12 protein-coding genes are annotated in these 14,822 nt (G+C 56.5%); 1 reads left to right on the top strand and 11 read right to left on the bottom strand.

Annotated features, from left to right (window positions below; translation table 11 throughout):
* Positions 1-104: 104 nt before the first annotated feature.
* The 7 genes from ACNAOU_RS17240 to ACNAOU_RS17210 form a co-directional block, all read right to left on the bottom strand.
* Complete coding sequence (locus ACNAOU_RS17240; protein WP_422757330.1) at positions 105-1,418, bottom strand: UDP-glucose dehydrogenase family protein; 1,314 nt, start codon at positions 1,416-1,418, stop codon at positions 105-107.
* A gap of 36 nt (positions 1,419-1,454) precedes the next feature.
* Positions 1,455-2,903: a sugar transferase gene (locus tag ACNAOU_RS17235; protein ID WP_422758691.1), complete on the bottom strand. Its 1,449-nt coding sequence runs from the start codon at positions 2,901-2,903 to the stop codon at positions 1,455-1,457.
* 33 nt (positions 2,904-2,936) lie between these two features.
* Positions 2,937-3,911: a GDP-L-fucose synthase family protein gene (locus ACNAOU_RS17230; RefSeq protein WP_422757329.1), complete on the bottom strand. Its 975-nt coding sequence runs from the start codon at positions 3,909-3,911 to the stop codon at positions 2,937-2,939.
* A complete protein-coding gene (gene gmd / locus ACNAOU_RS17225; protein ID WP_422757328.1) occupies positions 3,911-4,939 on the bottom strand; it encodes a GDP-mannose 4,6-dehydratase in 1,029 nt (342 codons plus the stop codon). The genes ACNAOU_RS17230 and gmd overlap by 1 nt, the downstream gene beginning before the upstream one ends.
* 41 nt (positions 4,940-4,980) lie before the next feature.
* Complete coding sequence (locus ACNAOU_RS17220; protein WP_422757327.1) at positions 4,981-6,288, bottom strand: glycosyltransferase family 4 protein; 1,308 nt, start codon at positions 6,286-6,288, stop codon at positions 4,981-4,983.
* A complete protein-coding gene (locus ACNAOU_RS17215; protein ID WP_422757326.1) occupies positions 6,281-6,718 on the bottom strand; it encodes a DapH/DapD/GlmU-related protein in 438 nt (145 codons plus the stop codon). Before ACNAOU_RS17215 ends, ACNAOU_RS17220 begins: the two co-directional genes overlap by 8 nt.
* A 154-nt stretch (positions 6,719-6,872) precedes the next feature.
* Positions 6,873-7,985, bottom strand: coding sequence for a glycosyltransferase (locus ACNAOU_RS17210; protein ID WP_422757325.1), 1,113 nt, complete (start codon positions 7,983-7,985; stop codon positions 6,873-6,875).
* Between the two features lie 386 nt (positions 7,986-8,371).
* On the opposite strand from ACNAOU_RS17210, the gene ACNAOU_RS17205 reads away from it, so the two are divergent.
* Positions 8,372-9,421 carry a hypothetical protein gene (locus ACNAOU_RS17205; protein ID WP_422757324.1) on the top strand — a complete coding sequence of 350 codons (1,050 nt, stop codon included), beginning with the start codon at positions 8,372-8,374 and terminating at the stop codon, positions 9,419-9,421.
* A 1,154-nt stretch (positions 9,422-10,575) separates the two neighbouring features.
* On the opposite strand, the gene ACNAOU_RS17200 is transcribed toward ACNAOU_RS17205, so the two are convergent.
* The 4 genes from ACNAOU_RS17200 to ACNAOU_RS17185 all read right to left on the bottom strand — a co-directional run bounded on the left by ACNAOU_RS17200 (position 10,576) and on the right by ACNAOU_RS17185 (position 14,799).
* Entirely contained in the window at positions 10,576-12,153 is a 1,578-nt protein-coding gene (locus tag ACNAOU_RS17200; RefSeq protein WP_422757323.1) for a polysaccharide biosynthesis tyrosine autokinase, read from the bottom strand.
* Between the two features lie 395 nt (positions 12,154-12,548).
* On the bottom strand, positions 12,549-13,691 hold the full coding sequence (wecB, locus tag ACNAOU_RS17195) for a non-hydrolyzing UDP-N-acetylglucosamine 2-epimerase (RefSeq protein WP_422757322.1): 1,143 nt from the start codon (positions 13,689-13,691) through the stop codon (positions 12,549-12,551).
* Positions 13,692-13,789: 98 nt separating this feature from the next.
* Positions 13,790-14,338 carry a YdcF family protein gene (locus ACNAOU_RS17190; protein ID WP_422757321.1) on the bottom strand — a complete coding sequence of 183 codons (549 nt, stop codon included), beginning with the start codon at positions 14,336-14,338 and terminating at the stop codon, positions 13,790-13,792.
* The gene (locus ACNAOU_RS17185; protein ID WP_018776870.1) at positions 14,335-14,799 is read right to left on the bottom strand and encodes an Lrp/AsnC family transcriptional regulator; all 465 of its coding nucleotides are present in this window, start codon (positions 14,797-14,799) and stop codon (positions 14,335-14,337) included. Before ACNAOU_RS17185 ends, ACNAOU_RS17190 begins: the two co-directional genes overlap by 4 nt.
* Positions 14,800-14,822 lie beyond the last annotated feature (23 nt).

Raw genomic sequence — 14,822 nt, 5'->3', positions numbered from 1 at the left:
GTGGCCCTGCGCCGGCGTTGATGCTGGGCACGGCTGGGCTTCCTGGCTAGTGCGGGGGTGGAGTGAGTCGTCTCTTTCGACGTGTCATCATCATTGGCGTTCATCTACGGCCGTCCGAGTCCGCGATACTGCCAACCGGCAGCTCTCCACTTTGCAGGATCAAGGACATTGCGGCCATCCAAAATACGGGGGCTTGCCACAATTCTGCTTAGCATATGGGGATCGAGTTCCCGGTACTCCTGCCATTCCGTCAGCAGCAATACGATGTCGGCATGTCGGAGTGCCGACTCAACGTCTTGTACATATTGAAGTTCAGGAAAACGCCGCGAGGCGTTCACCAAGGCTTTAGGGTCCGTCACCGTCACTACAGCGCCTTGGAGCTGCAATTGCGCCGCAATGCTTAGAGCAGGCGAGTCGCGCACGTCATCACTTTCCGGCTTGAATGCAGCACCGAGCACGGTGATCCGTTTACCAAGCAGTCCGTCCCCACAGAGTTCCCGCGTCAGTTCAACGACTCTTGTTCTGCGGCGCATGTTGATCGCATCAACTTCACGAAGGAAAGTCAGAGCTTGATCCGCGCCAAGCTCGCCCGCCCTGGCCATGAAGGCGCGAATGTCTTTGGGAAGACACCCTCCACCGAACCCAATTCCGGCGTTGAGGAACTTGCGGCCGATTCTGTCATCCATACCAATAGCGTCTGCTAGGCGCGTGACGTCTGCGCCTGCGGCTTCGCAAAGTTCAGCCATGGCGTTGATGAAAGAAATTTTAGTTGCAAGAAAAGAGTTCGCCGCCGTCTTTACCAACTCGGCGGTGGGGAGGTCGGTTACCAGGCGAGGGGTACCGCTGGCCAAAGGAGTCGCGTAGAGCTCGTCCAGAATTCCTACAGCGACATGTTCCTCAAAACCGTCGCTTACTCCATAGACAAATCGATCAGGATGAAGAGTGTCGTTGACCGCGTGTCCCTCACGGAGAAATTCTGGGTTCCACACCAGATGAGCTTGCGGTTCATGCTCGGCGACCAGCACAGCTAGTCTGGCAGCAGTACCAACAGGGACGGTTGATTTACCGACGACGACTTCTCCGGCACCTAAATATGGCAGCAAGCCGTAAATGGCTGCGTCGACGTAGCTCATGTTGGCGCCATTTTCGCCCTTTTTCTGGGGCGTCCCGACACAGATGAAGTGGACATCACTCCCGGTAGCGGCGGACATATCGGTAGTGAAAGTCAGGCGACCTGTTTCCTGGACGTCCTCGAGGAGAACGTCCAGCCCGGGCTCGTAGAAGGGGGCTTTTGCAGCCGACAGGTCCGCGATTTTTTGGGCGTCAACATCGATTCCAACGACCTCGTGGCCTAGTTTCGCCATGCAGGCAGCGTGAACAGCGCCAAGGTAGCCGCAGCCGATTACAGATATACGCATTTCAATTCCTTCCGCAGTTCTCCGCGCGATAATGTGCTAGTAGGCACCCGAGCTGCTGAAAACAGCACGGACAGTGCGCAGAATGATCACAAGATCACCGGCCAGCGACCAATTTTCGACATAGTAGAGGTCCAACCGAACAGAATCCTGCCACGAGAGATTGGATCGTCCGCTAACCTGCCAGAGACCCGTCAATCCGGGTTTGACCAGCAGGCGGCGTCTGACGTCGTGCTCGTAGGCCGCTACTTCTCGAGGAAGCGGGGGCCGCGGGCCAACCAGACTCATTGAACCCGTAAAGATATTGAAGAGCTGAGGTAGTTCGTCCAAGCTGTAACGCCGGAGAACGCTTCCAATCCGGGTGATGCGAGGGTCGTTCCTAATCTTAAATAGTAGACCGCTACCCTCATTCTGCCCCTTGAGATCAGCTAACCGTGCTTCTGCGTCAACAACCATCGACCTAAATTTCAGCATCTGGAAGTGCTTACCTTCCTTGCCTACTCGCTCCTGTCGGAAGAGAACAGGACCACGGCTGTCAAATTTGATCAGCAACGCAATGATAGACAGAAGTGGCGCAACAAGGACTATGAGGATTCCGGACACGCCAATGTCGAAGAGACGTTTTGCCACGCGCTGGCCGCCTTCGAGGGTTGGCGTGGTCACGTGAATTAGTGGCAGTCCGGCAACCTGTTGTGTGTGGATTCTTGGGCCCGCAATGTCTGTCAGCGCGGGTGCCATGATCAGAGCGATGTTCCTAGCCGCGAGTTCCCATCCGAGATGTCGAATAGTTTGAGGGTGTAGTTGCACGCCGGCAGAAACGGCTACAGCATCCGCCTGGCAGCTATCGATGGCTGCCAAAACAGAATGCGTGTCAGGCTCATGCCCGAGGATCGGTAGCCCCGAATCGGGTTCTATCGTCATGTTGCCTGCTGCGCCAGGAGTGTATGCGGCCACAGGGAGATACCCCGAATGCTTCGCGCCATGAAGTGACGAAGCCAGATGTGCGATCGCACTCGGGCCACCGAGCAATAGCAGGCGCGACATGCTTTGGCCCCCCCGTCTGGCTACGCTCAGGTGTTGGCGAAGCAGCCAGCGCGCTAGCAAGAGGCCCACAAGCCCTACTGGCAATGCTATGCCTACATACCCCCTGGCAGTCTCGATGCGAAAGACGTACGAAAATATCGCCACCAGCCCGAAGAGCCAAAGCGAGGCAGCCGCGACACGTTTGTATTCGTCAGGCCCAGCTCCTAGAACACGGCTCTGCCTGCTATTCCAAGCGCCCAGCATGAACCACCATACGACGGCCAGACCAACAGACAGCCAAGCGTAATTAGGCTCTTGTCCTGAGATCACGAACTCGGGCTCTGCCCCAAAGCGGATTACGTAAGCGCCGACTACTGCCCAGACTATGACGAAAGCATCCACCACACGAAGCCTTCGTGACGTCAGTGCCTGCCAATTTTTCTCCCGACTCAAGGAGGCCCCCATTTTCAGTAATAGGAAGAGCAAATCTGTCGAGGATTAGTTACGGACCTGTGCAGAATTGGAGCGGAACCAAGCTACAGTTTCTCGAATGCCCTCTTCTAAGCCAATGGAGGCTTTCCAGCCTGCTGCCGCAAGACGAGAGACATCGAGAAGCTTCCTCGGCGTTCCATCTGGTTTGGAAGCATCCCATTCGATGCTTCCGACGTAACCAACAGCATCTGCGACAATCTCAGCGAGCTCCTTGATCGTTACGTCCGCGCCCGTACCGACGTTGACTTGTTCAGGGCCATCGTAGTTTTCCATCAGGTGGAGGCAAGCTGAGGCCATGTCGTCGACATGAAGAAATTCACGGCGCGGCGATCCCGATCCCCAGTTTGTGACAGAGGACGCACCTGATGTCAAAGCCTCGTCAAAGCGTCGAATAAGCGCCGGCAGTACGTGGGATCCTGAGGGTGAAAAGTTGTCCGCTGGGCCGTACAGGTTTGTGGGCATTGCGGAAATCCATGGCAGACCATACTGACGTCTTACGGCCTGGATGTGCATTATCCCTGCAATCTTTGCTACGGCGTAAGCATCATTCGTAGGTTCCAAATGGCCGGTCAGCAGAGAATCTTCCTTAATTGGCTGCTCAGCAAATTTCGGGTATATGCATGAAGACCCAAGGAAAAGCAGTCGTTCTGTCTCATATTCTCGGGCAGCATCCAGGACATTGACTTGAATTCTCAGATTGTCACTGAGGAAGTCAACCGGGAATGTGCTGTTGGCAAGAATACCGCCCACTTTGGCAGCGGCGAGTGCCACATAGCGCGGCTTATTTTGCTCAAAGAAGGTAAAGACAGCATCGCGATCTGTCAGATCTAGTTCGGACGAGGTGCGACCAATCAGTCGACCGAAACCCTCCGACTCGAGTTTGCGCCAAATAGCGGACCCAACCAAGCCTCTGTGGCCCGCCACGTAGAAAACGGCTTCCCGGTCGAGAGGACTTGGTTTGTAACCAAGAGGTTCGGACATCAGTTGTTCCAACTTTCAAGGTCCACGTCGTCGATCCAATGGCTGCCGGCATGCTTGAGCGCCTCAATATCGGCATCAACCATGATGCGAGCGAGCTCCGGCGTTTCCACCGTCGCTTTCCAGCCGAGCTTTTCGTGAGCCTTTGAAGCATCGCCAACCAAAGCGTCAACTTCTGTCGGCCTAAGATACCTGTCGTCGAAGCGGACGTGATCTTCCCAGTTCAGTCCGGCATGCTCGAATGCGATTTGCAGGAAGTCGCGGACAGTATAATTTCCGCCGGTGGCGAGCACGAAGTCATCAGGCTCATCTACTTGGAGCATGCGCCACATTCCTTCGACGTACTCCGCAGCGTAGCCCCAGTCGCGAACGGCATCCAGGTTACCCATGTAGAGCAAATCCTGTTTACCCGCCTTGATGGCGGCTACGGCGCGCGTAATCTTGCGCGTGACAAAGGTTTCTCCGCGGCGCGGGGACTCGTGATTAAACAGGATTCCGTTGACGGCGAACATGCCGTACGCTTCCCGGTAGTTCTTCGTCACCCAGTAGCTGTACACCTTAGCGGCGCCGTAGGGTGAGCGCGGATAGAAAGGCGTTTCCTCATTTTGGGGGGGAGGTGTCGCGCCGAACATTTCGGATGAGGAGGCCTGGTAGTACTTTGTCTCAATACCCGACATCCGTACGGCCTCGAGTAGCCGTATGGAACCTATGCCAGTTGTATCTCCAGTGTGTTCGGGCTCATCAAAGGAAACCCGGACGTGGGACTGAGCTGCAAGGTTGTAGACTTCGTGCGGCTTGATCTCGGCAAGCAGCGTCACTAGACGGGCACCGTCACTTAGGTCCCCATAGTGAAGGAAGAGCTTGGCCGAAGGGTCGTGAGGATCGACGTAAAGGTGGTCGATTCGAGCCGTATTGAATGTGGAAGCTCGCCGAATCAGACCGTGGACTTCATAGCCCTTCTTCAGGAGCAGCTCGGCGAGATACGAACCGTCCTGACCTGTGATACCTGTTATGAGCGCGCGCTTTACCATGATCCCCCAATAAGAGAATGAAAATCGTAGACGAGGTGGACCTAACGGCTCCGGGCCGAGACGATGGTCGATAAGAACTCATCATAGTGGGCAATTGCTGTGTCTTCAGACAATGTGACTCTTCTGAACCTAAGTCCGTTAGCAGCAAGACGGCGAGACTGTTCTGTTTCCTGACTGAGCTTTTCAATCTCGTCCACCAGGAGAGCCGGGCTTGCAGCATCAACGCGAAGGCCGCCTCCGGATGTTGCGATCTCAGCGGCGGTCACGCTTCCCGCGTCTGTAGCCGCTATAACCGGTACGCCTGCGTTGAAGTATGAGGTCAACTTGCTGGGAACAGCCATATCCTTAACGCCCGGAAGCTCATTGACTAAGAGAAAATCTGCCGCCGACAGGGCAACCTGAAAGTCATCGCCTGGGAGGGGATCAACAAAGTCAATCCTTTGGAGCCCCTCAGCTAGTTTCTCCAAACGCTGGCGCTGGTTTCCGTCGCCCATGAGTACGAACCGAAGCCGGCTGCTGCGTTCCTCAGCGATCCTGGCGGCGTCAACGACATTTTCCAAGCCTTGTTTCATCCCCATGTTGCCCGCATGGAGCACGACGATGTCGTCAGGTGCCCAATTCAGCCTGTCGCGCAGTTCCTTCTGACCGCTCGTCGGAGCTGCGGGCAGATGCGTCCAGTTGCGAATAACGCGAATTCGGTCGGGCGCTACAGACAAGGAATCCACCATGAACTGTCGAAAGCGTTCATGGATCGCAGTAACGCCATCGGCGCCCTTCAGTATTGCCGATTCGAGCTTTCCCATGGCATTCACAATGAGACTGCCTCCGGATCGCGTCTCGGCAACGCCTCGACTGTAAATGTCCTGTACCCAGAGACCAACCGCAGGACGGTTCGGCCTTAACTTTGTTCGGGCTATGGCCATGCCGCTGGAGAACAAGGCTGGACTGATAACCAGGACAACGTCGGGTTTGCCCCATCGCGAAAACATGAGACGTAGTCCGAAGCTTAATTCCATATGCATCCGGTTAGCCAGTGTTGGTCTTTTAGGCACGTAATGTCGCAGACGCTTCACGTTCACCCCGTTGACCACTTCGGTGTGCTTCCAGCCGGTGTAGTTGGGGTTGCGCCTCCACTCAGGGTAGTGGGGATACCCCGTGACTACCGTCACTTGATGGCCCATGGCTACAAGGCCTTCGGCCAGGCTCGATGTGTACGGCGCATTTCCGGTTGGCTCTGGCGCATAGTTTATGCCCAGTATGGCGATCTTGAGTTGTGCCGTTGATCGACAAGTAGATGACAAGTCAGGGTATCCTTCTCCGGGATTGAGTGATTGCGTAGATTCAGACACGAGGCTCACTTTCTGAACTTTGCTTTTTCGGAGACTTGATCGACAAGGCATCTAGCGCTTCGGAGTGTCGCCGACGCTCGTCCTCTGACTCAAAGCGCTTACCAACCGCACTCGCGGGAACCCCGGCAACGATCGTGTACGGGGGAACGTCTCTGGTTACAACAGAACCCGCCCCGACAACGCTACCCTCGCCGATGGTCACACCTCCAAGAATTATGGCGGCAGCTCCCACCCAGACATCGCGTTCGATCAGGACCGTGTCCGCTTCGGACTGAGGACGGTCGCCAACCCACAACCCTCGCACGATCGGAACTCCAATTTCATCAATTGAATGATCGTTGCGCCCGACGATTTGCACGTTCCGGGCGATGAGCACGAAGTCGCCGAGCTGGCCGTCGACTTCGACTAGGGAACCTGGCCCAATGGACACTGAGTGACCCACTGTTAGGCCATGAAGGGAGTTGATACGAGTACCAATTCCAGCTCTGAAATCCGTCCCAACGGACACGTTGTTCCCAATGGCCAGCCGGTTAAGGACTCGCCGAACCAGTGTTTGGGCGGGAGCCGGAATGCGACTCCGCGAACTACTGCTCGTTGACTTCACGGGGCCATCCCTCTTTGTTTAGTTGTTGGGTCTCGTTGACCAGACTGCTCAGAAGTCCTTGGGCCATGGTCTCCGCCGAATAGAAGCTACGCACCGAGGATGCGAGCGACTCCCTCGAAGGGAGCCCGTCGTTTAGCCAAAGATTGTTCATGCAAGCTGCAAGAGCTTCGGGATCGTTTTCTGTAAATCGAATGACGCCACCAAACTTTTCGAGTTCGATCTCTGGTGCATGTGGTTCATCATTCGCGACTAGCATTGGGGTCCCGAACCCGAGGCTCTGCGTCAAGCTGAGCCCCACATAACCGGGTGAGACGGAGAAGCGCGCTTTGGCATACGCGCTTCTGAGATCGGTCACAGAGGTCACTGCTCCCTTGAACTTGATCCGGGCGACGCATCCCAGGCTCCGTGCTAGTTGTTCAAGTCCGGCACGTTCTTCACCTTCACCGATGATGGTCAGGTGGGCTTCCGTATTAATCCGTGCGAAGACGGCGAAGGCTCTAATCAGTAGATCAACCTTCTTTTCAGTCACAAGCCTTCCAACGTACAGAATCTCGTTAGCTTCGGATTGGCGCGACGGAGGAGTGATGTCCCTTTCGTTATAGAGAGCATTAGGTGCCACCCATACAGGCTGATTTGGCAGCTCTTTGCGTGCAGGTTGAACACTGTCGTATCCGTAGAGTACGGTTCCGTGGGCCAAAGACCGCATGAGTCGGCGCAGTCCTGCCGTTCTGCTTGATGCTCCCGCTCGCGGGTGCAAATGCCCCCACACGAGGGTTCTTTTGCCTAGCACGCGGCGCAGACCGAGCAATATCCAGGCCGACAGGCATCGAGGATTGAGGTCGAGAATTAAGCTTTTTGCTCTGACCGCATGGGTCAAGTGGCCGGTGAGAAAAAATGCTCGGTTAAGTACGGTCAGGGACCGTAGTGGCGTGTAGAGCTCCTTCCCGATTCCTGTCCTGACGGAGCCACCGAGCTGTTGTGGCCCTGCAAAGAGAGCCACCGGACTAGGGGAAAGGTCGGTGAGTGCTTCCATACATGCTTGCCTATAAAAAGGCAGAACCGTGAGGTAAATTGCGAGTTCATCAGACTTCATGGGGTCCTACTCCTTGGTACGTGATTCGCTAGACATCTTGGGCGAAGAGTTCCGGCTTCACTGTTCGCTACTGATTATGGATTACTGATCTCAGGTCTAACAATTGACTCGTCCTACTGTGGGCGGATGTGGCCCAGGAAGCCGGCATCGCCTAGGCTAGGCATTGGCCGAGTGGGATGATCTCCAACGTCACAGCGCTTCACGACTTGACACGTGGCCAGATCGCTATCGGTCCATAGGGGAAGAAAATTCGACGTTTAATCAAGTTGGCCACGAGTCCGATTCTCTTGTCCCAGATGGCCTCGAGTCTTTCGGGTGCGGTTCCCACACTGCTTGCCACGACTTGGATGTCATCATCTGCATTTACACTCTTCTCCATTGTCAACATGCTGTCCATCGTTTCAGTGAGTTTGGCTCGAGCAATATTATGGCAGCCTGCACTTATTCGGCAGCGCACTGACAAGCTCGCCAGAGTTCCGTTCCGATATGCGGTCACCGCCAGTCTTTCCGCTTCTTTACTCGTGCCCGCCGCGGCTGTGTTTGTTTCTCACGAAGAGGTTTGGAAACTGGCAATAGTCTTTGCGGCCAACGTTTTTTCCGTGGGCTTCGACTGGGCTCGTTTTCGGTGCCTCTCAATTGACCGTAGATGGAGTGTGGCGATTGCTGACATAATCCGGTTCATCTTAGTTCTTCTGGTTGGGCTCATTGCGCAGACCCAAGACGGCTTGCTGTTCCAGGCCCTTCTAGCCTTCTCGTGCATTCTGCCCCTGCTTTTTCTAACAATCAGAATGGGCAGAATAGATGTATGGACTCCTTACGGCATATACAAAAGAGATGCGCTCCTTCAAGGGGTTGACTATGGTGTGAGTCAAATAAATACGACTTTGCCAATTCTGATTATTGGTGCATTGTCCGTCAGTGGCATTGTAGGGGGTTTCCGTGTCGCGCAGACAATACTGGGACCCCTAAATCTCGTATTTGCTTCCGCCTCTAGTACGGTTATCGCTAATGCGGCAAATGACGAACGGTACAGTTCCAGAAAGCTGGCGGCTACAGGAACTAGACTCGCCTGGCGGCTCACAGCTTTTTCGTCTGCTGTAGTTCTGGGGGTGTTCTTTGTAGTGGCGTATTTGACGCCGCCCCTCTCCGGTGTAAATGCGAGTGAGCTCGCAGTGGCCTGTGTTGCCGTTGGATTCGTTGCTGTCGCTTCGAGTGGGGCGGGGATTCAAGGCGTAGTTCTGAGATTGCTGGGTCACAATCGGCTTGTCACCAAGGCACGCATGTTTGTGGTCCTATCAAGTTGGATCGGGTTTATAGTCGGTTATTATTTCGGAGGTGCGGCATGGAGCTTAGTGGCAGGATTCACTCTCAGCGCCGCTGCGTTTCCTTTGGCCTACTTACTTCCGGCTCGGAGGATATTTAGCGGACTGGGTTGATCGCGAACCGGTTCGGCGCGTATGTGGCCTTGTGTTCGACGGCTGGAAAGTGCCGTGAGCGTTAGGCGTGGGCACTTCGACCACGCCTAATAACGTTGGCGCCGCCGGCCGACACCGCCAATGCCGCCAGTGAAGAGTACAGCCACTTGCATGACATCGTTTGGTGGCCCCCGAGTCAACATCTTGCCGATAATCCCGTGTTGGATCAGAGCCAATAGTGAACGAGACCTGACCTGAAAAACTCAAAGATTGAGCATAATCGCGGGGCGTCTTCGCTTGCCAGATTTGGCGTCCGCTGCGGCTAGATGCCAGATGTGAAGTGGCAAGGGGAAAGAAGCTGGATAATTGACGTCAGCCCGAGGAGTGAAGACGATCATCCAGGTGGTGCTATTGGAGCGACGACAATCACGACTCCTATCGCTTGGGATGCTAGTAGTGCGGGAATGACGAAAACCGGGTGCCGGCGACGGCAGCTCGCAGCATGACTAATGCTTCGACATTAGCAACAGAAGCCTATCTAAGGACGTGAACGGGCCAGGTGGTCTCACGCGAATGGAGAGTGCTAGTGCCAAGAATCCTGCGATTTCTTCGTAGGACCTCCACGAATCCTTCCATTTGATTTGGCTACTCGTCTATCTTGCAACGTCCTCCCGCCAACGTGCGCTACAACTGCTTAGAGCCCGCTGCTGACGAGGGCAAATATTAGCGTCGGTAGGACGGGAGAGCGGACGACCCCTGGTTGGCATGCTCCACCAAGTTGGCGGCCGTGCAGGCATTGATTCGATCAGGAGGGCAGCCGCTGTCTTCGTCGCCTTAAATGTGCGAGCTAGGCGAGAGCCGGACAGGCCAGGCAAAGAACTCTGATAACCCGTGAGAGTCTCAGTGCGGCTCCGGATACTAAGGTTCCGCAAATTACTTGCGCTGGTGGGACAAGCTCGAAAGCTGGCCGAAGCTCTAAAAGGCTCGCAATTGAGATCCGCGAAGTGTGTCCGGCGCTATCCAGGGTACGAGCTCAGTGATCGGTGAGTCCAGACAATTATCGCTCAACAGTTTTGCACAGGCCTCGCTCCAAGATCGGCAACCTCGCCCTGAGGTGGCTTTGGCTCTCCTTACTTGCGAACTAATTCAACTATTCGGGCTTCCGCACGTATTGATTATCTTCCTGCTGACTCGACACGTGCCGCAGGGTAGTGGTGTCCGGGCGTTCCTTCGGCTGATTGGACTGTGCCGGAAGAGACCCGGCTTTGGTCACGGCTTTGTCCTTTTGCGGAGCGCGAGGCCGCATCGCCGGAAGTGTAGCTGTAATAGCTGTACGCGTACGCATCCGGCCCCTTTGCAGGGAGCCGGTTGAGTACTACACCCAGGAGTTCAGCCTTCACCATCTCTAACGCCTTGAGCGACTTCTCTAAGTCGTGATGCTTAATTTTTTCCGTTCCAACGACGACTACCACTCCGCCGACATTCGGCGCCAAGACGGCTGCGTCCGTGACGGGCAGCAGGGGCGGGGCATCGATAATGACAGCATCAAACGCATTTTCCAGTCTTCGGAGTAGCGCCTCCATTTCCTCTGAACCTAGGAGTTCACTCGGGTTCGGAGGAATCTGGCCGGACGTAATCACGTAGAGGTTGTTGTCACCCCACGGCTGCAAGACATCGTTTACATCGGCCTGTCCGACCAAAACCGTGGTGAGACCTACGTTTCTGTCCAAGCTCAGATACTCATTCACCATGGGACGTCGAAGGTCTGCATCAACTAGACAGACGGATTGCCCAGCTTGTGCCATAGCGATCGCAAGATTGGACGCTGTGGTGCTCTTACCCTCGCCTGGAAGGGAAGAAGTGACCAAAACTGACTTCGCTTTGCCGGAAACATTAGCGAATTGAAGATTGGTTCGGAGCTGCCTAAAGGCTTCAGAACGAGGGCTTTGCGGTGCAGCTTGCGTTATCAGGGGCTTCTTGACGGCATCTTGGGAGAATGAGATCCCTCCAAGCAGCGGAACCTGAGTCACTCGTCGAAGGTCAAGCTCGCCGCGGATTCGATTATCAAGGATCGTTCTCAATAGAGCGATCCCAACGCCAATGGCCAGTCCTAGTACCAGTCCTAGCACTAGGTTCATTCGAGTATTGGGAGCAGAAGGGGAGGTCGGGGCACTGGCAGGTGTGATTATTGAAAGGCTGACCGGAGACGTACCGCCGGACTTGGGCTTTTCTAGCTGATCGACAGCTTTAACCAAACTGTTGGCGACAGCTTGAGCGATAGCGGCCGCTTCGACAGGCGAGTTATCCGAGACGCTAATGTTTATCAAAACGGTATTCAGATCCGTAGTGGCCTTGATCTGCGTAGCCAGCTCATCTGGAGATAGATCCAAACCCAACGAGTCGATTACGGGTTGGAGGACTACTGGCGAATCCACCGTCTTGACGTAGGACTGAACTCGAGCCTGGCTAAACGTGTTTCCTTGCTGGAGCTCCTGTACGGATCCAGAGCCCTGGATGGCAACAAAGAGACGGGCTTCCGCGATGTACGTTGGCCGAACGAGTACGGAAGCCGCACCCCCACAAAGCAGTCCCACAAGCGCAGCGGCGGTGATCACTAGCCAATTGCGGCGAACGATGCGCATATAATCGCGTAAGTCCAAACTGGGGTCCCCCTTGTTGATTTCTGGCAATCGCGCATGGCTTGCTTCCAGAAGGGCAATATTCGTGCGGTCTCGGCAATTGTACCCGCCCACCGGGGGTCTCCTCCGATGCGGCAGCCGAAGCGGAACAAGCGGTGGAAACAGTCACTGTCTCAACTCATTAGGCATTGGCCTCGTCCCGGCGGTGATTCCTTTCCCACGCGTGCTTGCAGAAGCCACTGCGGGTCTCGGCACATTACGCCGATTTAGGGAATGATGACCCGTTGCCCGGCAACAACATCATGCTGCAGGTCGGTGTCCAGCGCTAGTACGAGCACGGCAGGATCCCTCTACTCTGGGCGTCGTCATATCAAGAAGAGAATCCGGCATGGCAGTAGCCAGGCTTCGGCATGTGGAGAACCCAGTCCCAAAGAACCCAGAGGAGCTCGGTGGGGCGCTGGACGTCGCCTCTAAGGACTGCGGGGGCCGTCGCGGCGGTAGGCGGTCCGCTACCTAGCTGCCTCCATCCCGAACTCCTCCACACGCCTGCCCACTCCCAGCAGCTCAGCAATCGCAGCGATTGTTCGCTCTGACGCCAACCCGTCCCCATAAGGGTTCACGGCATTCGCCATGGCCTCAAAATGCGAAGCATCGTGAAGCAGCCGGCTCACCTCGGTAACAATCCGCTCCTCGTCCGTGCCGATCAACGCAACGGTGCCGGCTTCCACGGCTTCGGGGCGTTCGGTGTTGTCGCGCATCACCAGCACAGGCTTGCCCAGGCTCGGTGCTTCTTCCTGGACTCCGCCCGAGTCGGTCAGGACAACGTGGGCCAGGGAGAGCATGCGGGTGAACTCGCCGTAGGCCAAAGGCTCCGTAACCAGAACGTTCGGCTTCCCTTCCAATGCAGGTAACACGGCCTCGCGGACCACGGGGTTCTTGTGGGCCGGCAGAACGATCGTCAGCTCGGGCTCGGCGGCGGCAATGCGGGCAAGGGCCCGGCCCACTCCGCGCATGGCATCACCTTGGTTCTCGCGGCGGTGCGTGGTGACCAGAAGAATGCGGCGGCCACTCACAGCAAGCGACTCCAACGCAGGGTCAGAGAAAGGCACTTGCTTGTCCACGGTGGTCAGCAATGCGTCGATCACTGAATTTCCGGTGACCACGATGTCTGCAGCAGCAACACCCTCGGCCAGCAGGTTGGCCCGACTGGTAGTGGTCGGAGCCAGGTGCAGGGATGCGATCTGGCTGGTGATCTTCCGGTTGGCTTCTTCCGGGAAAGGGGAGAGCAGGTTCCCGCTGCGGAGGCCGGCCTCCACGTGGACCACGGGAATGCCGTGATAGAAAGCGGCGATGGCGCCGGCAGTTGAGGTAGTGGTGTCACCCTGGACGATCACCGCATCCGGCTTTCCAGCAGCAAACAGGGAGTCGAGCCCACTCATGGTGCGGGTCATGATGTCCGTCAGGGACTGGCCCGGCTGAAGAATGTTGAGGTCGTGGTCAGGGGTGATCCCAAAAAGCTCGTTGACCTGATCCAGCATTTCCCGGTGCTGGCCCGTGACCGTCACTACGCACTCGAAGAGCTCCGACTCCATCAGTGCACGGACAATTGGAGCCATCTTGATGGCTTCCGGTCGGGTCCCAAAGATAGGCATGATGGTGTGCACGTTTTCCCCCAAAAAGACCGGCCCGAAGGCGCCCGAAACTAGTGCAATCCTAGCCGTTCACAAGCAAGCAGAATTCACCAGAACCCTTAGCATTCAGGGCGTAGCCAGACATCGAACAGACCACCTGTTTCCACCACGAAGCGCCAAAGCCAGCCGGCGGGGGAGAGCTGCGGTTTGCTGCCCACCATGTGCACGTCGGCGGCTATGCATTGCTTCATCAAGGTGCCTGCCCGGAGCAGGTGATAGTCGGACGTCACCACAGTCACCGACTTCCAGCCGCGCTCCGCGGCAAGGTCCCGCAGATGGGCGGCTTCACCCCTGGTGTTCAGCGGATCCGGACGGAAGCAGTCAAGGTGAGCATCGCCGTCGTGCGCTTCACAAAACTGATCCGAACCGGCGTTGGCGGGCAATCCCGTGGTGACCACCACCAGGTCCGGAATGTCCAACTGCTCCCGCAAAGCCAAGCCCTCCGGGAGGCGTTCGCTGCTCATGCCGCCCAACACCACAATCGCGTCGGTCCGCTGGGGAGTGGCGTGGGGCGGGTTGTGGAAGAGGTGGTAGGCGGCCATCAGCCACAACAGCCCTGCGAGCATGGCAGCAACAACCGTCCAGGTGACTTTCCGTCGGAAGGTCACCGGGTATCAACGTCTTCGAACACCAGGAAAGTCTGGGTATCCAGGATGCCCTCCATGGACTGCAGCTGATCGAAGATCACGCGGCGGAGGTGGATGTTGTCGGTGGCGCGGACCAGGAGGATGACGTCGAAGTCGCCGCCCACCAAGGCGATGTGGTGGATCTCCGGGATGGCCCGCAGCTGTTCCTTCAACTCCCGCCAGGAATGCTGCTGCACCTTCAACGTCACATACGCGGACGATCGCAAGCCGGCTTTGATCGGATCCACCAGGGCCGTGAACTTGGTCAGCACGCCCTCGCCAGTGAGCCGCGCAATGCGGGAATACGCGTGGGCGCGGCTGATGTGCACGTTCTCGGCCACCTGCGTGATGGACATGCGCCCGTCCGTGGTGAGCTCGCGGATGATGTCGCGGTCCACACTGTCCAGCGGCACGGCGGTCTGCTCCGCCTCGGCCTCGCTCATGGGCTCTCCAATTCGTCTACAGC

The sequence above is a fragment of the Paenarthrobacter sp. C1 genome, assembly GCF_049315185.1.
Lineage (GTDB): Bacteria > Actinomycetota > Actinomycetes > Actinomycetales > Micrococcaceae > Arthrobacter > Arthrobacter nicotinovorans.
This window is presented reverse-complemented; position numbering and strand designations above follow the sequence as displayed.

Excerpts from the sequence above, each read along its gene's own strand:
- ACNAOU_RS17205 (WP_422757324.1), top strand. The coding sequence starts at position 8,372 with ATGCTGTCCATCGTTTCAGTGAGTTTGGCTCGAGCAATATTATGGCAG.
- gmd (WP_422757328.1), bottom strand. The coding sequence starts at position 4,939 with ATGGTAAAGCGCGCGCTCATAACAGGTATCACAGGTCAGGACGGTTCG.
- wecB (WP_422757322.1), bottom strand. The coding sequence starts at position 13,691 with ATGCCTATCTTTGGGACCCGACCGGAAGCCATCAAGATGGCTCCAATT.
- ACNAOU_RS17230 (WP_422757329.1), bottom strand. The coding sequence starts at position 3,911 with ATGTCCGAACCTCTTGGTTACAAACCAAGTCCTCTCGACCGGGAAGCC.
- ACNAOU_RS17185 (WP_018776870.1), bottom strand. The coding sequence starts at position 14,799 with ATGAGCGAGGCCGAGGCGGAGCAGACCGCCGTGCCGCTGGACAGTGTG.
- ACNAOU_RS17235 (WP_422758691.1), bottom strand. The coding sequence starts at position 2,903 with ATGGGGGCCTCCTTGAGTCGGGAGAAAAATTGGCAGGCACTGACGTCA.
- ACNAOU_RS17240 (WP_422757330.1), bottom strand. The coding sequence starts at position 1,418 with ATGCGTATATCTGTAATCGGCTGCGGCTACCTTGGCGCTGTTCACGCT.
- ACNAOU_RS17210 (WP_422757325.1), bottom strand. The coding sequence starts at position 7,985 with ATGAAGTCTGATGAACTCGCAATTTACCTCACGGTTCTGCCTTTTTAT.